General features: G+C 59.8%; 20 protein-coding genes. 10 read left to right on the top strand and 10 right to left on the bottom strand.

Annotation, left to right across the window (positions count from 1 at the left end):
- Nucleotides 1-56: 56 nt before the first annotated feature.
- A complete protein-coding gene (locus tag ACNQ62_RS11315) occupies nt 57-629 on the bottom strand; it encodes a TetR/AcrR family transcriptional regulator (protein WP_037944757.1) in 573 nt (190 codons plus the stop codon).
- Nucleotides 630-728: 99 nt separating this feature from the next.
- Between ACNQ62_RS11315 and ACNQ62_RS11310 the strand changes: the two genes are divergently transcribed.
- Nucleotides 729-1295 carry a carboxymuconolactone decarboxylase family protein gene (locus ACNQ62_RS11310; RefSeq protein WP_005849548.1) on the top strand — a complete coding sequence of 189 codons (567 nt, stop codon included), beginning with the start codon at nt 729-731 and terminating at the stop codon, nt 1293-1295.
- A gap of 104 nt (nt 1296-1399) precedes the next feature.
- On the opposite strand, the gene ACNQ62_RS11305 is transcribed toward ACNQ62_RS11310, so the two are convergent.
- Nucleotides 1400-2320, bottom strand: a complete 921-nt coding sequence (locus tag ACNQ62_RS11305) for a manganese-dependent inorganic pyrophosphatase (RefSeq protein WP_418094904.1) — start codon at nt 2318-2320, stop codon at nt 1400-1402.
- 132 nt (nt 2321-2452) lie between these two features.
- Here ACNQ62_RS11305 and ACNQ62_RS11300 point away from each other — a divergent pair, with 132 nt between their 5' ends.
- From ACNQ62_RS11300 to ACNQ62_RS11285, 4 genes are all read left to right on the top strand, one after another.
- Nucleotides 2453-3133, top strand: coding sequence for a DUF2161 domain-containing phosphodiesterase (locus ACNQ62_RS11300; RefSeq protein WP_037944755.1), 681 nt, complete (start codon nt 2453-2455; stop codon nt 3131-3133).
- Nucleotides 3134-3311: 178 nt separating this feature from the next.
- Nucleotides 3312-3599, top strand: a complete 288-nt coding sequence (locus tag ACNQ62_RS11295) for a co-chaperone GroES (RefSeq protein WP_005849542.1) — start codon at nt 3312-3314, stop codon at nt 3597-3599.
- A gap of 73 nt (nt 3600-3672) precedes the next feature.
- The gene (groL, locus tag ACNQ62_RS11290; protein WP_005849541.1) at nt 3673-5322 is read left to right on the top strand and encodes a chaperonin GroEL; all 1650 of its coding nucleotides are present in this window, start codon (nt 3673-3675) and stop codon (nt 5320-5322) included.
- 110 nt (nt 5323-5432) lie between these two features.
- Nucleotides 5433-6281, top strand: coding sequence for a DMT family transporter (locus ACNQ62_RS11285; protein WP_418094903.1), 849 nt, complete (start codon nt 5433-5435; stop codon nt 6279-6281).
- Here the strand turns inward: ACNQ62_RS11285 and ACNQ62_RS11280 are convergent.
- On the bottom strand, nt 6247-6723 hold the full coding sequence (locus ACNQ62_RS11280; protein ID WP_418094902.1) for an NUDIX domain-containing protein: 477 nt from the start codon (nt 6721-6723) through the stop codon (nt 6247-6249). The two genes, ACNQ62_RS11285 and ACNQ62_RS11280, sit on opposite strands and share 35 nt — an antisense overlap.
- 49 nt (nt 6724-6772) lie before the next feature.
- Between ACNQ62_RS11280 and ACNQ62_RS11275 the strand changes: the two genes are divergently transcribed.
- Entirely contained in the window at nt 6773-7582 is an 810-nt protein-coding gene (locus ACNQ62_RS11275) for an esterase/lipase family protein (protein ID WP_418094901.1), read from the top strand.
- Nucleotides 7569-8711 (top strand): alpha-D-ribose 1-methylphosphonate 5-triphosphate diphosphatase, encoded by a 1143-nt coding sequence (locus ACNQ62_RS11270; protein ID WP_418094900.1) that lies wholly within the window; start codon nt 7569-7571, stop codon nt 8709-8711. The genes ACNQ62_RS11275 and ACNQ62_RS11270 overlap by 14 nt, the downstream gene beginning before the upstream one ends.
- 18 nt (nt 8712-8729) lie before the next feature.
- Here the strand turns inward: ACNQ62_RS11270 and ACNQ62_RS11265 are convergent, their stop codons facing one another.
- From ACNQ62_RS11265 to ACNQ62_RS11255, 3 genes are all read right to left on the bottom strand, one after another.
- Nucleotides 8730-9803 (bottom strand): 5-(carboxyamino)imidazole ribonucleotide synthase, encoded by a 1074-nt coding sequence (locus ACNQ62_RS11265; RefSeq protein ID WP_237279753.1) that lies wholly within the window; start codon nt 9801-9803, stop codon nt 8730-8732.
- Entirely contained in the window at nt 9796-10284 is a 489-nt protein-coding gene (gene purE / locus ACNQ62_RS11260) for a 5-(carboxyamino)imidazole ribonucleotide mutase (RefSeq protein ID WP_064217128.1), read from the bottom strand. Before purE ends, ACNQ62_RS11265 begins: the two co-directional genes overlap by 8 nt.
- A gap of 82 nt (nt 10285-10366) precedes the next feature.
- Complete coding sequence (locus ACNQ62_RS11255) at nt 10367-10591, bottom strand: YdcH family protein (RefSeq protein ID WP_005849528.1); 225 nt, start codon at nt 10589-10591, stop codon at nt 10367-10369.
- 161 nt (nt 10592-10752) lie between these two features.
- On the opposite strand from ACNQ62_RS11255, the gene ACNQ62_RS11250 reads away from it, so the two are divergent.
- The gene (locus ACNQ62_RS11250; protein ID WP_005849527.1) at nt 10753-11169 is read left to right on the top strand and encodes an Hsp20 family protein; all 417 of its coding nucleotides are present in this window, start codon (nt 10753-10755) and stop codon (nt 11167-11169) included.
- A 1-nt stretch (nt 11170) separates the two neighbouring features.
- The gene (locus tag ACNQ62_RS11245; RefSeq protein WP_009825186.1) at nt 11171-11389 is read left to right on the top strand and encodes a DUF1150 family protein; all 219 of its coding nucleotides are present in this window, start codon (nt 11171-11173) and stop codon (nt 11387-11389) included.
- Nucleotides 11390-11522: 133 nt separating this feature from the next.
- Here the strand turns inward: ACNQ62_RS11245 and ACNQ62_RS11240 are convergent, their stop codons facing one another.
- Nucleotides 11523-13235, bottom strand: coding sequence for a bifunctional sulfate adenylyltransferase/adenylylsulfate kinase (locus ACNQ62_RS11240; RefSeq protein WP_418094899.1), 1713 nt, complete (start codon nt 13233-13235; stop codon nt 11523-11525).
- A 167-nt stretch (nt 13236-13402) separates the two neighbouring features.
- Nucleotides 13403-14407 carry a thioredoxin-disulfide reductase gene (gene trxB, locus ACNQ62_RS11235; protein ID WP_005849520.1) on the bottom strand — a complete coding sequence of 335 codons (1005 nt, stop codon included), beginning with the start codon at nt 14405-14407 and terminating at the stop codon, nt 13403-13405.
- Nucleotides 14408-14626: 219 nt separating this feature from the next.
- Here trxB and ACNQ62_RS11230 point away from each other — a divergent pair, with 219 nt between their 5' ends.
- Entirely contained in the window at nt 14627-15127 is a 501-nt protein-coding gene (locus ACNQ62_RS11230) for an Lrp/AsnC family transcriptional regulator (RefSeq protein WP_005849518.1), read from the top strand.
- 3 nt (nt 15128-15130) lie between these two features.
- Here the strand turns inward: ACNQ62_RS11230 and ACNQ62_RS11225 are convergent, their stop codons facing one another.
- Nucleotides 15131-15913, bottom strand: coding sequence for a Hint domain-containing protein (locus tag ACNQ62_RS11225; protein WP_418094898.1), 783 nt, complete (start codon nt 15911-15913; stop codon nt 15131-15133).
- A 200-nt stretch (nt 15914-16113) separates the two neighbouring features.
- Nucleotides 16114-16257 carry a hypothetical protein gene (locus tag ACNQ62_RS11220; protein WP_005849514.1) on the bottom strand — a complete coding sequence of 48 codons (144 nt, stop codon included), beginning with the start codon at nt 16255-16257 and terminating at the stop codon, nt 16114-16116.
- Between the last annotated feature and the right edge of the window lie 108 nt (nt 16258-16365).

The following is a 16365-nucleotide window of genomic DNA, read 5'->3' as shown; positions in this document are numbered from 1 at the left end:
ACACATCCCCCCGCGGGGCAACTGGGCAGCGCAACAGGCCCGCGCCCTGATGCGTGTCAGAGCCGCGCCAAGCCGTCCGCGATTTCGCCCGCGATGGCGGCGGCATCCACCCCCTCACGTTCCGCCGAGACGCGCAGCCCCAGCACATCGGACTGGTAGCGCCGCGCCAGACTGCGCGGATCGTGATCAGTGCTGATATCACCGGCGGCTTGGGCTTGGGAAAACAGCTCTGCGAACATCTGCTCCATCTTCAGCAGATGGGCGTTTGCCTTTTGCGCCAGCGGATGACGGTGGGCTTGCAGTTCAAGCAGGGTTTTCGACAACATGCAGGCTTTGGCCGGTGCGGTGTCATTCGAAATCACCATGCGGGGAAATTTTTGTAGCGCGGGCAGGGGGCCTTCGTTACGGGCAAGCGTCTTCATCCGCTCTGACCCGTCAGCGGCGTAGCGATCCAGCGCCAGTTCGAACAGCGCATCCTTTGACCCGAACGCTGCATAGAAGCTGCCCGGCTTCATCTTGAGGCTCGCCTCAAGGTCCTTCAGCGACGTGCCCGCCCAACCGCGTTGCCAGAACAGATCGCGGGCGCGTTCGATCAGATCTTCACGGTCATAGCTGGGTTTGCGGGGCATGGGATCACCTTTTCTTGAATGATTGCTCAATTATATACTTGAGTGATCGCTCAATAAACCCTAAATGTACTTTAGCGAAACATTTACAGGAGCTTTTCCATGTCCTTCCCCTCTCACGATCTTGATACCGCACCCGAAGCCTCCAAGCCGCTGCTTGAGCAGTCGCAAAAAGCCTTTGGCCGTTTGCCCGGTTTGCACAAGGTTCTGGCCGAAAGCCCACAGGCTTACGAAGGCTATCAGGTGCTGCACAAGCTGTTCACCGAAACCGATTTTGATGCGGAAGAGCTGACTGTGGTCTGGCAGGCGATCAACGTCGAGAACGAATGCCACTACTGCGTCCCCGCGCACACAGGTATCGCCAAGATGATGAAGGTATCGGACGAAATCTCTGACGCGCTGCGCAATGAAACCGCGCTGCCGACACCCAAGCTGGAAGCGCTGCGCACTTTTACCGTCCAGATGTTCCGCCAGCGCGGCAACGTGTCTGACGATCAGATGAAAGCGTTCTTTGACGCGGGCTATGGCCACCGCGCGGTGCTGGATGTGATCCTTGGGATGGCGCAGAAAACCATCTCCAACTACGTGAACCACGTCGCGCAGACACCCGTCGACGACGTGTTCAAGCCGCTGGCATGGGAACGCGGCGATACCCCTTTGAAGGTATAAGCCCCTCGCGCTCCGGCGCGGCGCTGAAATGACAAAAGCCCCCCTGATCTCAGGGGGGCTTTTGCGTTTGTGCCCCCGCCAAGCAGGGAGCCGGATAGGTCCGTTTAGACTTTGATGTTCGGGATGATCTGCTTCTTACGGCTCATCACACCGGGCAGGACAACGCTGTCACCGGTGACGGTCGCGCCAAAGCTTTTCTCAGCCACAGACTTGGTAAAGTCGTTGGGGATCAGCATGGTGGCTTCTTCGTTCAGGATGTCGACAACGAAGAGCAATACCTGATCGGCCCCGTCTTCCGTGGCAACGCCGGGCATTGCGGCCATCAGCGCGTCTTTGCGGCTCAGCACGGCTGCGGGCGATGTGGTTTCCAGAACGGAGACGCGGAATTTCTTGCCGTCGACTTCGTATTCTTTCGAATCCATGCGCAGCAGCTCTGCTTCGGAGAAGGACGAGACGTCGGATTTCGCCGCAAACATCTGCGCCGCATATTCAGCGATGTCGATACCCAGATCCTTGGCCAGCGAGTGGGCGATGGCGGTGTCTTCTTGCGTTGTGGTCGGGCTGCGGAATTCCAGCGTGTCGGACAGGATGCAGGTCAGCATCGCGCCTTTGATATTGGTGGGCATCTGCGCCATGTCATCACCGATCATCTTGTACATGATCGTCGCGGTGCAGGCGAGCGTCTCCATCACGATGTTGACGGGGCCTTTGGTTTCAAGCCCGCCCACCAGACGGTGGTGGTCGATGATGGCGGTGATGTCCGCGTCATTGATGCTGGCGGGCAGCTCGGCAGGGTTGTTGGTATCAACGATCACAACGGGCTGGTCGGCTTGCACGTCGTCGATGATCTGTGGCTTGTCCAGCTTCCAGTGGTCCAGCATGAACAGCGCTTCGGTGTTGGGCTCGCCCAGCAGGGCGGGGGCGGCGTCGACGCCTTTGATTTCATTCAGGTACCATGCCCAGATGATCGGGCTGCCGGTGCTGTCTGTGTCGGGGGATTTATGGCCAAAAACAAGCGTTGTCATAGGAATGTCCTGCAGTGGGAGAGTGTTGATTTGCGCGCCTTATATGGTTGGTTGGCGCAGTTGTCACCACCTGCCTGATAGCCGCGGCTTTGGGGTTCTCAGCAGCGGGGCAAAGCTGGTAGCACTGCACCCATGACAAACCCGCGCGAAACCGACCTTTACCCGCCGATCAAATCCTTTCTCGAGGATCAGGGCTATGTCGTGAAGTCAGAGGTGGGGGCTGCCGATGTCGTGGCCGTTCGCGGGGCAGAGCCGCCGGTGGTGGTCGAGCTGAAGCTGGGCTTTAGCCTCGCGCTGTTTCATCAATGTATCGCGCGTCTGTCGGTCAGCGATGATGTCTACCTGGCGGTCGCCCGTCAGCCGGGCAAACGTTTTGCCAAGGCGGTCAAGGACAACACGGCACTGGCGCGGCGTTTGGGGTTGGGGTTGATCACCGTGCGGCTGAAGGATGGTCTGGTCGAGGTGCATTGCGACCCGGGCCCCTATGCGCCGCGCAAAAGCGCCAAGCGGCAGGCGCGGCTGCTGCGCGAATTCGCACGGCGTCAGGGCGACCCGAATGACGGCGGGCAGACGCGGGCAGGGCTGGTCACCGCCTATCGGCAGGATGCGCTGAAGCTCGCGATGTACCTGTTCGAGGCAGGGGCCAGCAAAGGTGCCCATGTCGCGCGCGAAACCCAGGTTCAGCGGGCAACCGCCATGATGCGCGACAATCACTACGGATGGTTTGAAAAGATCGAGACAGGCATATACGGCCTGACCCCGACAGGTGCCGAAGCCGTTTCCGCCGCGGGGCGGGTGCTTGGGTCGGACTAGCCTGCGCGGGCCACGGGGCAAGTTGGCTAAAATTTTTCAAATTACCGTGGTTGACTAGGGCCGTGCACATCCTTAGCTATCCCTCGTTAGCACTCGCAAGGGCTGAGTGCTAATGGCTGCACCCCTCGACCGGAGGGGCGGCTTGGGAGAATAACTTTGAGCCTTAAGGAGCTGAAAGATGGCATTTAAACCGCTGCATGACCGTGTGCTGGTGCGCCGCACCGAAAGCGAAGAAAAAACCAAGGGTGGCTTGATCATCCCTGATTCCGCAAAAGAAAAACCCTCCGAGGGTGAAGTTGTTTCTTGTGGCGAAGGCGCGCGCAAGGACAGCGGTGAGCTGATCGCAATGGCTGTAAAAGCCGGCGACAAGGTTCTGTTCGGCAAATGGTCCGGCACAGAAGTCACCCTGGACGGCGAAGAACTGCTGATGATGAAAGAAAGCGACATCATGGGGATCCTGTCCTGAGCTCAGGCAGGCCGGGGCCTAGCGCCTCACCCAAGATACGCTGACATCAACCCAAGAATTTAGGAGAGACACTATGTCTGCTAAGGACGTAAAATTCGGGACCGACGCCCGTAACAAGATGCTTAAGGGTGTGAACATCCTTGCCGATGCCGTCAAAGTCACACTGGGCCCCAAAGGCCGTAACGTTGTGCTGGACAAATCCTTTGGCGCGCCTCGCATCACCAAAGACGGTGTATCCGTAGCGAAAGAAATCGAACTGGAAGACAAGTTCGAAAACATGGGCGCACAGATGGTCAAGGAAGTTGCTTCCCGGACCAACGACGAAGCGGGTGACGGTACAACAACCGCAACCGTTCTGGCCCAAGCCATCGTTAAAGAAGGCATGAAATCGGTTGCCGCTGGCATGAACCCGATGGACCTGAAGCGCGGCATCGACATGGCGACCACCACTGTCGTCGAAGCGATCAAAGCAGCAGCGCGCCCTGTCAACGACAGCGACGAAGTTGCCCAAGTCGGCACCATCTCTGCAAACGGCGAGAAAGAAATCGGCCGTCAGATCGCGGACGCGATGCAGAAAGTCGGCAACGAAGGTGTGATCACCGTCGAAGAGAACAAAGGTCTGGAAACAGAGACCGATGTTGTTGAAGGCATGCAGTTCGACCGCGGTTACCTGTCCCCTTACTTCGTGACCAACTCCGACAAGATGACTGTCGAGCTGGAAGACGCGATCATCCTGCTGCACGAGAAAAAACTGTCCTCGCTGCAGCCAATGGTTCCCCTGCTTGAGCAAGTGATCCAGTCGCAAAAACCATTGCTGATCATCTCCGAAGATGTTGAAGGCGAAGCGCTGGCAACTCTGGTTGTCAACAAACTGCGCGGCGGCCTGAAAATCGCAGCGGTCAAAGCACCTGGTTTCGGCGATCGCCGCAAAGCCATGCTGCAAGACCTTGCAATCCTGACAGGCGGTCAAGTGATCTCCGAAGATCTGGGCATGAAGCTCGAGTCCGTTACAATGGACATGCTGGGTTCGGCCAAGAAAGTCACCATCACCAAAGACGAAACAACAATCGTTGACGGCGCTGGCGAGAAGGCCGAGATCGAAGCACGTGTTGCTCAGATCCGTAACCAGATCGAAGAAACCACATCCGACTACGACAAAGAGAAGCTGCAAGAACGCGTTGCCAAACTGGCAGGCGGTGTTGCCGTGATCCGCGTTGGCGGCATGTCCGAAGTTGAAGTCAAAGAGCGCAAAGACCGCGTTGATGATGCCCTGAACGCGACACGTGCCGCTGTTCAAGAAGGTATCGTTGTTGGTGGTGGTGTTGCACTGGTTCAAGCGGGCAAAAAGCTCGAAGGGCTGACAGGCGACAACGCAGACCAGAACGTTGGTATCGGCATCGTCCGCAAAGCGCTCGAAGCGCCTCTGCGTCAGATCGCTGAAAACGCTGGTGTTGACGGTTCCGTAGTGGCCGGCAAAATCCGCGAAAGCGACGACCTGAAGTTCGGCTTCAACGCTCAGACCGAAGAATATGGCGACATGTTCAAATTCGGTGTTATCGACCCTGCCAAAGTTGTGCGTACAGCGCTGCAAGACGCGGCATCCGTTGCTGGTCTGCTGATCACAACCGAAGCCATGGTTGCCGACAAACCGTCGAAAGACGGCGGCGCAGCCGGCGGCATGCCCGACATGGGCGGCATGGGCGGCATGGGCGGCATGATGTAAATCACGCCGCGGGGGCGATCACGCCCTTGTGCTGACAGAATGAAGGGGCGCATCACCAGATGCGCCCCTTTTTCGTGGTACGTCGCGCGTCGGTAGCCTAAGCAGTCGCCATGCGTATCTTCTTGCTCACCGCCCTTGTGATGGTCGCCTTCGCGGCCAACTCTGTCCTGACCCGCTTTGCCATTGCCGGTGGGCATATTGACCCCACCGGATTTGCCGTTGTGCGGGTGTTGTCAGGGGCGGTGCTCTTGGCGCTGCTGGTCGTGCTGCGCGGCGGGCGGGTGCCCTTGCTGCGACGTCAACAGGGGCTGGGGGCGGTCACGCTGGCCATCTATATCATCGGTTTCTCGCTCGCCTATCTCACGCTGGACGCAGGGTTGGGCGCGCTGATCCTGTTCGGTGTGGTTCAGATCGCCATGTTCGCCCACGGTGCGCTGTTCGGCGTGACACCGACACCGCGCAAGCTGTTAGGGGCGGGGGTGGCCTTTGCCGGATTGGTGCTGGTGCTCTGGCCGTCGCAAGGCGTGGCGGTTGACCCATTGGGCGCCGTGTTGATGATCGCCGCAGGGCTCGGCTGGGCCGCCTATACGATCATTGGCCGCGGTGCGTCTGACCCGCTGGCAGGCAGCGCGGGGAACTTTGTGATCTGTACGCCCTTGGTCGCTATCCTGCTTCTGGTGCAGCCGACATTCTACACCCCCACGGGCATCGCTCTTGGCGTGGTCTGCGGGGCCGTCACCTCGGGCCTCGGATACGCGCTGTGGTATGCGGTGCTGCCAAGGCTGGCGCAGGCGACGGCGGCGGTGGTGCAACTGTCGGTGCCGGTCATCGCGATCCTTGCCGGTGCGCTTTTGCTGGCAGAGCCTTTGGGCGCAAAGGTGATCATTTCCACCGCGTTGGTGCTTGGCGGAATCGGGCTGGCGGTCAGCGCACGATCGGCTCCAACGGGTCGTAGCTGATCGGGTCGTCGCCAAAGGCGACCTGCGCCAGACTGTCCGGCTTGACCCGCAGACCGCGCATCTCGTCGGGGGTGACCCAGCGGCGGTCGGTCACGATCCTTTCGGCGTCCTGCCACGCGGGGTCCACATCGGCAGAGCCGGTCACCGTGCAGCGAAAGTAGATATCCACCTGATGGAAATCCCCCTCGGGGTCGTGGAATTCATTCACCAAGCAGGGCACCCCCACGGCGATCTGCAGGCCGGTTTCCTCAAACACCTCGCGGATCAGATTGTCGGGCAGGGCGCTGCCGCGTTCTACCCCGCCGCCGGGCGCGCACATCAGGTCGCTTTTGCCATCGGGATAGGCGTTGACCAGCAGCAAGCGGCCTTCATGGACCAACACGGCACGAACTGCCAAACGCGGGCTATTTTCCGCCATCTTACCCTCAATCTCGCGGCGCATGCGTCAAAGCATTTCACATGCGGCGTTTTCAGTCTATTTGACCCTAGCTATGAAAACACTGGTCACAATCACTTTCTCGCTTGGCGTGCTGTCGGGTGTAGCACAGGCGCAAGCGCCACTTTCCATAGCCGGAGAGGGGCGCTGCGTGGTGCTGTTGCACGGGCTCGCCCGGACAGAGACCTCCTTTGCCGTGATGGAGGCCGCGCTCGAGACCGAGGGCTACACCGTGGTGCGCCCCGGTTACCCGTCAACCACCGCCCCCGTCGAAGAGCTGACCCGCCGCACCTTGCCCGACGCAGTCGCGGCATGCGGGACGCAAAAGGTTGATTTTGTGACCCATTCCATGGGCGGTATCCTTCTGCGGCAATGGGTTGCCGAGACGGGAGATTCGCGTATCGGCCGCGTCGTCATGCTGGCCCCGCCCAATCACGGCAGCGAGGTCGTGGACACGCTGGGTGATCTTGCCGCCTTTGACTGGTTGAACGGTCCCGCAGGGGCGCAGATGGGGACGGGTGAAAACTCTCTTCCCCTGCGGTTGCCTCCGGTTACCTTTGATCTGGGCGTGATCGCAGGGACGCAATCGCTGAATCCCTATTTCTCGTCGCTGCTGCCAGGGCGCGATGATGGCAAAGTGTCCGTCCAATCCGCGCGGGTCGACGGGATGCGAGATTTTTTGATGCTGCCGGTGACGCATACGTTCATGATGATGAACCCGACGGTGATTGCGCAGACGATGACCTATCTGGACACAGGGAAATTCGACCGGTCGCTGGGGTTCGTGGACGCAGTGCTTGATTCAATCGGCTGCCCCGATGGGGCCTGCTTGCCGGGACAAAAGGCTAACGATGCTGAACGTTGAATTTACGGGGGCGCAAGTCTTGGGTGCGGATGCGCTTGAGCCCCGCCCGCTGGCGGTTGCGCAGGGGCTGATTACCGATGTGGCGCAAACCACGCGCGTTGATCTTGACGGCTACATGATCGTCCCGGGGATCGTCGATGTGCATGGGGACGGGTTCGAACGGCACCTCGCCCCCCGTCGCGGTGCGATGAAAACCATGCAAGAGGGTCTGGTCGCCGCCGAGGCAGAGCTGGCCGCCAATGGCATCACCACCGCCGTGCTGGCGCAGTTCATCAGTTGGGAAGGCGGCTTGCGCGGCTATGAATTTGCCGAACAGGTCTTTGGCGCGATCCAGCAGGTGTCGGATACGTTGGTTACAGACCTGCGCGGACAGCTCCGGCTCGAGACGCATCTGCTGGACCTCTACGCCGATCTGCCGCAGCGCATGCAGGACTGGGGGCTGTCCTATGTCGTGTTCAACGACCATCTGCCGCACGACCGGCTGGCGAAAGGGCAGGTGCCCAAACGCATGGTAGGGCAAGCGCTGAAGGCAGGGCGCAACCCGGACGACCATCTGCGGATGATGCAAGACCTGCACGCCCAAAGCGCAGATGTCCCCGGGGCGCTGGACTGGCTGTGCAAGGTGCTGGCGGCGCGGGGTATCCAGATGGGCAGCCATGATGACACCACCGCCGAAGGGCGCGCCCTATGGCGCAAGCGTGGCGTGCGCGTCGCCGAGTTTCCCGAGACGCAGGAGGCAGCCGAAGCCGCAGCGGCGGCGGGGGATCAGGTGGTGCTGGGGTCGCCCAATGTGGTGCGCGGCGGGTCGCACAACGGCAATGTTTCCGCGCTTGACCTGATTTCGATGGGGATCGGCGGGGCGCTTGCCTCTGACTACCATTACCCGTCGCCACGACGCGCGGCCTTCATGCTGGCGGATCGTGGCGTATTGCCCTTGGCGCAGGCGTGGCACTTGGTATCGGCAGGGCCCGCGACGGTGCTGGGGCTGTCGGATCGGGGTGTGATCGCCACCGGAAAGCGGGCTGATCTACTGGTGCTCGACGCGCAGACGCGCCGTGTGGCCCTGACGATGTCGGGCGGGCGCGTCAGCTATATGTCCGGTGAGATTGCCGCGCGGTTCCTTCGCTAGGCTCGCGCGGATAGTGCCCTAGCTGGGCCGTTTGACGATGTTCACATGGCCCATCTTACGGCCCGGTTTGACTTCGGCCTTGCCGTACAGATGCAGCGCCGTGTCGCGCTGTTTTGCCAGCTCGGGCACGCGGTCCATATCGTCGCCGATCAAGTTCTCCATCACCACATCTGCATAGCGGCTGCCGTCGCCCAAGGGCCATCCCGCCACGGCACGGATGTGCTGTTCGAACTGGTCCACCGCACAGCCGTTCTGCGTCCAATGACCCGAGTTATGCACCCGTGGCGCGATCTCGTTCACGATGAAACCTTGCGGCGTGACGAAAAGCTCGACCCCCAGTACGCCGACATAATCCAGCGCATTCAGGATCTTGGCGGCCAGCAGGACCGCATCCATGCGCTGTGCGGCGCTGAGCCGGGCAGGGACGGTGGTGGTGTGCAGGATGCCATCGCGGTGCACATTCTCACCGGGATCGAAACAGGCAACCTCGCCCGAGGGGCTGCGCGCGGCGATCACGGACACTTCGGCGGTGAAGTTCACAAAGCCTTCCAGGACCGCAGGATTGCCAGCCATATCCGCCAAGGCCCCCGCCGCATCATCCGCACTGCGCAGACGCGACTGGCCCTTGCCGTCATAGCCGAAGCGACGGGTTTTCAGGATCGACGGCGCGCCGATGGTCGTCATCGCGGCCTCCAGATCGGCGGCATTGGCGATATCGGCAAAGGGCGCGACAGTCAGGCCCAAACCTTCGAGGAACTGTTTCTCCACCAGACGGTCCTGACTGGTGCGCAGCGCCTCGCGGTTGGGACGGATGGGGGTGATGTTTTCGATCACATCCAGCGCATCTGTCGGGATGTTTTCAAACTCGAAGGTGACAATATCAACCGATTTGGCAAAGGCGGTCAGCGCGTCGACGTCATCATAGCCAGCGGTGGTCAGCGCATGGGCGACATCACCTGCAGGCGGGTTGGCACCGGGTTCAAAGATATGCGTGCGAAACCCCAGACGTGCGGCGGCAACGGCCAGCATGCGCCCCAATTGCCCGCCGCCCAAAATCCCGATGGTGGCCCCGGTCTTCAATGCTTCAGTCATCCGAAGGCTCCTCTGGGATGGAGGCGCTGAGCGCATCGCGCCAAGCGTCAAGACGGGTGGCAAGGGTAGGGTCTTGGAGGGCCAGAATGCCCGCCGCCATCAACGCGGCATTCGCAGCACCTGCCGCACCGATCGCCATCGTCGCGACCGGAAAGCCCCGGGGCATCTGCACAATAGAATAAAGCGAATCCACACCCGACAGCGCCTTGGTCTGCACCGGCACGCCGATCACCGGCACGCGGGTCTTGGACGCCATCATGCCGGGCAAATGCGCAGCACCGCCCGCACCGGCGATGATCACCTGCAGGCCACGGTCGGCGGCGGTTTTCCCATAGCTCCACAACCGGTCGGGGGTGCGGTGTGCCGATACGATCTTGGCCTCGTAAGCGATACCAAGTTCATCCAGCAGCGTCGCTGCCTCGCGCATCGTGGCCCAATCGGACTGCGAGCCCATGATGATGCCGACAGGTGGATTTTCCATGAAAAAGGGCCTTTGCTAGAGCGTATAAGAAGCGCGCACTATAGCCATGATCGCCCGCGTGGCAATCCGCTGGCGGGCGCTGTCAGGCGGTAATATCGGGGGTCAGCCGGTCTTCGATCTGGGCAATCAGGTCTTTCAGGCGCAGCTTGCGTTTTTTCAGCCGCTGCAGCGTCAGCTGATCGCCCGTCCCCTTGTCGACCAGCGCCTGAATGGCATCGTCCAGATCGCGATGCTCGCGGCGAAACACCTCAAGCTCGACACGCAGGACATCGTCATTCTTCATCGACAGGTCGGAGGGAGGATTCATAGGTTTGGCTGATTCTTGCTATATCTAGGCCTGCGAATATAGGCGGTTGCAATTCAAAGGCATAGCCCTTGCGTCCTGCCCCCATGGCCCCCATATTTGATGCAGGTCGCCGAATACGGGGCCGGATGACTGACTGTCGCTTATCTTAAAGGACGTGTCTTATGACGAAATTAACGCTGGCTTCCTACCCGCATATGCTGGGTTTCGAGCAGTTGGAACGGGTGATGGAACGTACGGCGAAGGCCGGAAACGAAGGCTATCCACCGTTCAACATTGAACAAACATCGGACTATAGCTACCGCATTACGCTTGCGGTTGCGGGTTTTGCGGAACAAGATCTCTCTATAACCGTTGAGGATAGACAACTTGTGATCCGTGGCCGTCAGGTCGACACGCAAGAAGACCGAATCTTTTTGCACCGCGGGATCGCCGCACGCCAGTTCCAACGATCCTTCGTACTGGCCGACGGTGTAGACGTTGGCGAAGCGCTGATTGAAAACGGCCTACTACACGTCGATCTCACCCGCGCGAAGCCCGAAAAGGTCGTTCAGACCATCAAGATCAGAAAAGGGGAATAAAATGCATAACGAAGAAACGCATGTTCAGGACCGTACCGTCTACGTCAAGATGATTGCCGTGTCCGACCTTCCCCTCGAAGTGCGCGAGCAGGCGGAAGGGCTAAAACAGCTATACGCCGTGCATGACGCCGAAGGGCAGCAGCTGGCACTGGTCGGTGACCGCAAGCTCGCCTTTAGCCTCGCGCGCGATCATGACTATGCGCCCGTGATGGTGCATTAAGTCTTAACATCGAAAATTAAATGAAAAGGGTCGCTGTGTTGCGGCCCTTTTTTTGTGCACGGCGTCCAACAGCACGCATGAAAAAGGCCAGCCTATGAAGGCTGACCTTTCTGTGTTCGACTTGTCGAAAGGGTTACCCCTTTATCAGCCCCATGCTTTCCAGCTTGAGCAGCACCTGATGGGCGCAGTTGTCGACGTCGACATTCTCTGTCTCGACGCGCAGTTCGGGGGTTTCGGGAACGTCATAGGGGTCTGAGATCCCTGTGAATTCCTTGATCTTGCCTTCACGGGCCAGCTTGTACAGCCCCTTGCGGTCGCGGCGTTCGCATTCCTCGATGGAGGTGGCGACATGGACCTCGACGAAGGCACCAAAGCTTTCCACGTCTTCGCGCACAGCGCGGCGGGTGGTGGCGTAAGGCGCAATCGGCGCGCAGATGGCGATGCCGCCGTTCTTGGTGATCTCGGACGCGACATAGCCGATGCGGCGGATGTTCAGATCGCGGTGTTCTTTGCTAAAGCCCAATTCCGATGACAGGTTCTTGCGGACGATATCGCCATCCAGAAGCGTGACGGGACGGCCCCCCATCTCCATCAGTTTGACCATCAAAGCATTGGCGATTGTCGATTTCCCCGAGCCGGAGAAACCTGTGAAGAAGACGGTAAAGCCCTGCTTGTTGCGCGGCGGCTTGGTGCGGCGCAGCTCTTCAACCACCTCGGGGAAGGAGAACCATTCGGGGATTTCCAGCCCTTCCTGCAGACGGCGACGCAACTCGGTGCCCGAGATGTTGAGGATGGTGATGTCATCCTTGTCTTCGATCTCGTCAATCGCCTCGTATTGTGCGCGCTCGGCGACCCAAACCATATGTTTGAAGTCGACCATTTCGATGCCCATTTCTTCCTCATGGGCGCGGAACAGATCCTGCGCGTCATAGGGGCCATAGAAATCCTCACCGGCAGAGTTCTTGCCGGGGCCCGCATGGTCGCGGCCCACGATGAAATGGGTGCAGCCGTGGTTCTTGCGGATCAGACCGTGCCAGACGGCCTCGCGGGGGCCGGCCATGCGCATGGCGAGGTTCAGCAGGCTCATCGCGGTGGTGGCGGCGGGGTATTTGTTCAGCACGGCCTCGTAGCAGCGCACGCGGGTAAAGTGGTCCACATCGCCGGGCTTGGTCAGGCCGACAACGGGGTGGATCAACAGGTTCGCCTGCGCTTCACGCGCGGCACGGAAGGTCAGTTCCTGGTGCGCGCGGTGCAGGGGGTTGCGGGTCTGGAAGGCCACAACCTTGCGCCAGCCCATCTTGCGGAAATAGGCCCGCAGCTCGTTCGGCGTGTCGCGACGCGCTTTGAAATCATAGTGGACGGGCTGCTGGATGCCGGTCACAGGGCCGCCCAGATAGACGTTGCCCGCGGTGTTGTGCAGATAGTTCACCGCCGGATGCGCGCTGTCATCCGCGCCAAAGACTTTCTCTGCCTCGCGGGCCTTGTTTGGAACCCAACGGTCGGTGACGGTCATGACCGCCAAAATCACGCCTTCCTGATCACGCAGGGCAATGTCCTGCCCAAGCTCGAGTCCTTCGGCGAATTTTTCCGACACATCAAGGTTGATCGGCATCGGCCACAGCGACCCATCTGCCAGACGCATGTTTTCGACAACACCGTCATAGTCTTCTTCGGTCAAGAAACCCTTAAGAGGGTTGAAGCCACCGTTCATCAGCAGCTCTAGATCGCAGATCTGGCGCGGCGTCAGGTCATGGCTGACCAGATCGCCAGCTTCCACCTTCAGCTTCTGCGCCGAGTCGTAAGAGACATAGAGTTCAGGGATCGGAGCAAGGTTGGGCGTTTGCATGGGCGTCTCGCAATATTTTAGGTTCAAATTCGAATATTCGGGCTGATAGACCGCACCGATTGGGCTAGGCAACCTTTGTAGCCGCTTTGCGGCGAATTACGGACAGCGACGTGTTTTTTGCTGGGAAAAGGCAATCTTATCCCAGCAAATGCCATCCTAGGCGAACGTTATGCGTCGTCTTTTACCTCGGCTCCATAGCCAAGCGGCAGCGATGTGTCTTTGCCTTCATCATCGCCAACTTCTGCAAGGAATCGTTCAGCCTCCAGCGCGGCCATACAGCCCATGCCGGCGCTGGTCACGGCCTGACGGTATTTGTGGTCGGTCAGGTCGCCCGCCGCGAATACACCGGGGACAGAGGTTTCGGTGCTGTCCGGCTTGGTGACGACATAGCCGCCCATATGCGTTTCCAGCGTATCCTTGACCAATTCATTTGCGGGCGCGTGGCCGATGGCGACGAAAACACCTTTGCACGGAATATCGGTGATCTCGCCGGTTTCGACGTGCTTGACCTTGACCCCTTCGACACCAAGCGGCGCATCGGTCCCATAGACTTCATCCAGTTGGTGAAACCACAGCGGCTCGATCTTTGGATTTTTCATCAGCCGGTCGATCAGGATCTTCTCGGCGCGCAGCTCGTCCCGGCGGTGGATCAAAGTGACCTTGGAGGCGAAGTTGGTCAGGAACAGCGCTTCTTCCACGGCGGTGTTGCCACCCCCGATGACCACGATTTCCTGATTGCGGTAGAAGAAGCCGTCGCAGGTGGCGCAGGCCGAAACGCCGAAGCCTTTGAACTTCTCTTCGGTCTCAAGCCCCAGCCATTTTGCCCGCGCGCCTGTTGCGAGGATCACGGCGTCGGCCACATAGGTCGTGCCGCTGTCACCCTTGGCGTGGAAGGGGCGGCTGGACAGGTCCAGATCGGTGATGATGTCGCCGATGATCTCGGTCCCCATCGCCTTGGCGTGGTCCTGCATACGGATCATCAGATCGGGGCCCTGGACCTCGCTGTCGCCGGGCCAGTTTTCAACCTCGGTCGTGGTGGTCAACTGCCCGCCCGGTTCGATGCCTTGTACAAGGATCGGGTTCAGCATCGCGCGGCTGGCATAGACACCGGCAGTATATCCGGCAGGGCCGGAGCCGATGATCAAAAGCTTGGTTTCGCGAGTTTCGGCCATGATAAAGAACCCCAGAATGTATCATTTGTTGCGTTCCAACCGATATAGACGCCCCTCGGGTTGCCTTAAACCCCAAGTTTGCATATCCGCCCTGCAAAGATCGCCGTCATCGAAAATGCGGTTGATTTTTGCTTGAATTCAGAACATTGCGCACCGGCGAAAGATTATTGCGTCCAACGATGTTGGTGCTATAACAATTGAAAATCCTATGGGGGTATTATGGCAGGGACGCGGCTTGATCCGATTGATCGGAAAATTTTAGCCGAATTGCAGGCGGACGGGCGCATGACCAACGTTGAGTTGGCCAAACGGGTAGGCATCTCTGCACCGCCGTGCCTGCGCCGGGTCCGGACCCTTGAGGAAAGCGGGTATATCCGCGGCTACCACGCGAATGTTAACGCGCGTGAGCTGGGGTTCGAGGTACAGGTTTTTGCAATGGTCGGTCTAGCCAGCCAGGCTGAATCCGATCTCACCGCCTTTGAAGAGAAGTGCCGCAACTGGCCGCTGGTCCGCGAATGTCACATGCTCAACGGCGAGGTGGATTTCCTGCTGAAATGCGTCGCCCCCGATCTGTCCAGCTTCCAGAGCTTTCTGACCGGACAATTGCTGACGACGCCCAATGTGGAAAGCGTCAAAACCAGCCTTGTGATCCGCCCGGCCAAAGACGAACCGGGCGTGCCTTTTGATGTGCTGGAAAGCCGTCTGAAAAGCGAACCCTAAGGGCTATTGCGCAGCGTAGATCGGGTCTGACCGTTCTGACGCGCGGGGGTGACACAGCGGGCCAAAATCTTTGGCGCCACTGATATGCGGAAACATTGATAAAAACGCGTCACGTTGATGCAGCGGCAGGGCTGCGATTGTCGACGGGCCGGGGTGAAATGTCTCCATCTCCAGACCGCTGACGCTGATCGCGGCATGACGGGCAAGGCCCAAGTGATACAGCCGTACCGGCGTCGGAGGCTGAATTTCGATTATATTCACCCCGTCCACCAGATCTCGCATCAGGGTAAAGACCTTGCGCGTCTGCTCTGCGCCGCGAAGACTTTGTGGCGTATGCAGGATGCGCGCAGCGGGGCCGAAGGTCAGGAAACCAGAGGGGCGCGCCAGCCCCAGACTGTCCGCCATGACCCGTACAAGCGGCGTGCGATGGCCGATATCCGCAGGGACGAACTTGCTTGATCCAACCCAAAGAAGCGGGGCGTGCAGCCCGTCGGCCTGTACGATCCGGTCACCCGGGCAAAGGTCTTCGACCGGGATTTCCCCCTGGGTCGTGCGGATCAACGTGCCATGGGCGAAAGCGGAAAACGGTTCTTCGAACAACGGTGTGGCAGGGGCGTAGCCTTCGGTCACAAAGACGGAGCCGTCCTGACGCAGCACCGCAATCTCATACGCGCGGGTGCGTCCGGTAGATCTGGCACGCGCTTCCCGCAGAACCGAACGCGAGGCTGCTGATTGCGCCGTATGTGTAGGGGAGGGGATGAAATCAGGGGCAGTATGCAATGTCATAACGTGACCTTTATATGGTCGATCCCACATGCCTAGCCCCCGCTGAAACACCTGCGATCCGGATTAATCCGCGCGAGAGAGGCCCGCGCGCAGAGAATGTTTGTGAACGGTCTCAAACCATCTGTTCGGACAGGCACCCGCCCGTCGCGCGCAGGGTCATCGGCTGGCCCGAGAACCCCCGGGCCGTAAGCCGACCCTGTTCAGGCGGCTTTTTGCTGGGACGTCAGGGCAGCGCGTTTCGCGATAAACGCGGCGCGGCGTGTGCCACGGGACCAAGGCAGGTTCACGCCTTCCTTGTTGGAAGCGTCGATAACCGATTTGATGAAGCGTGCGTTGGTTTTCATGCTCTGTATCCTATTGTCTATGGGCAATGCCCTTTCGTCGAGGATCACTATGCAAATGCTTTCGGGCACCGATGGGGCATTTCGCGAAAAAATTCAGATAATTCGAGC

Origin of the sequence: Sulfitobacter sp. SBS6 (genome assembly GCF_048285585.1) — a bacterium.
GTDB lineage: Bacteria > Pseudomonadota > Alphaproteobacteria > Rhodobacterales > Rhodobacteraceae > Sulfitobacter > Sulfitobacter pontiacus.
Note: the sequence above shows the minus strand (reverse complement) of the source record. Positions and strands in the feature narration are given on the sequence as shown.

Coding starts and splice junctions, on each gene's coding strand:
- ACNQ62_RS11315 (WP_037944757.1), bottom strand. CDS start 629: ATGCCCCGCAAACCCAGCTATGACCGTGAAGATCTGATCGAACGCGCC.
- ACNQ62_RS11310 (WP_005849548.1), top strand. CDS start 729: ATGTCCTTCCCCTCTCACGATCTTGATACCGCACCCGAAGCCTCCAAG.
- ACNQ62_RS11305 (WP_418094904.1), bottom strand. CDS start 2,320: ATGACAACGCTTGTTTTTGGCCATAAATCCCCCGACACAGACAGCACC.
- ACNQ62_RS11300 (WP_037944755.1), top strand. CDS start 2,453: ATGACAAACCCGCGCGAAACCGACCTTTACCCGCCGATCAAATCCTTT.
- ACNQ62_RS11295 (WP_005849542.1), top strand. CDS start 3,312: ATGGCATTTAAACCGCTGCATGACCGTGTGCTGGTGCGCCGCACCGAA.
- groL (WP_005849541.1), top strand. CDS start 3,673: ATGTCTGCTAAGGACGTAAAATTCGGGACCGACGCCCGTAACAAGATG.
- ACNQ62_RS11285 (WP_418094903.1), top strand. CDS start 5,433: ATGCGTATCTTCTTGCTCACCGCCCTTGTGATGGTCGCCTTCGCGGCC.
- ACNQ62_RS11280 (WP_418094902.1), bottom strand. CDS start 6,723: ATGCGCCGCGAGATTGAGGGTAAGATGGCGGAAAATAGCCCGCGTTTG.
- ACNQ62_RS11275 (WP_418094901.1), top strand. CDS start 6,773: ATGAAAACACTGGTCACAATCACTTTCTCGCTTGGCGTGCTGTCGGGT.
- ACNQ62_RS11270 (WP_418094900.1), top strand. CDS start 7,569: ATGCTGAACGTTGAATTTACGGGGGCGCAAGTCTTGGGTGCGGATGCG.
- ACNQ62_RS11265 (WP_237279753.1), bottom strand. CDS start 9,803: ATGACTGAAGCATTGAAGACCGGGGCCACCATCGGGATTTTGGGCGGC.
- purE (WP_064217128.1), bottom strand. CDS start 10,284: ATGGAAAATCCACCTGTCGGCATCATCATGGGCTCGCAGTCCGATTGG.
- ACNQ62_RS11255 (WP_005849528.1), bottom strand. CDS start 10,591: ATGAATCCTCCCTCCGACCTGTCGATGAAGAATGACGATGTCCTGCGT.
- ACNQ62_RS11250 (WP_005849527.1), top strand. CDS start 10,753: ATGACGAAATTAACGCTGGCTTCCTACCCGCATATGCTGGGTTTCGAG.
- ACNQ62_RS11245 (WP_009825186.1), top strand. CDS start 11,171: ATGCATAACGAAGAAACGCATGTTCAGGACCGTACCGTCTACGTCAAG.
- ACNQ62_RS11240 (WP_418094899.1), bottom strand. CDS start 13,235: ATGCAAACGCCCAACCTTGCTCCGATCCCTGAACTCTATGTCTCTTAC.
- trxB (WP_005849520.1), bottom strand. CDS start 14,407: ATGGCCGAAACTCGCGAAACCAAGCTTTTGATCATCGGCTCCGGCCCT.
- ACNQ62_RS11230 (WP_005849518.1), top strand. CDS start 14,627: ATGGCAGGGACGCGGCTTGATCCGATTGATCGGAAAATTTTAGCCGAA.
- ACNQ62_RS11225 (WP_418094898.1), bottom strand. CDS start 15,913: ATGACATTGCATACTGCCCCTGATTTCATCCCCTCCCCTACACATACG.
- ACNQ62_RS11220 (WP_005849514.1), bottom strand. CDS start 16,257: ATGAAAACCAACGCACGCTTCATCAAATCGGTTATCGACGCTTCCAAC.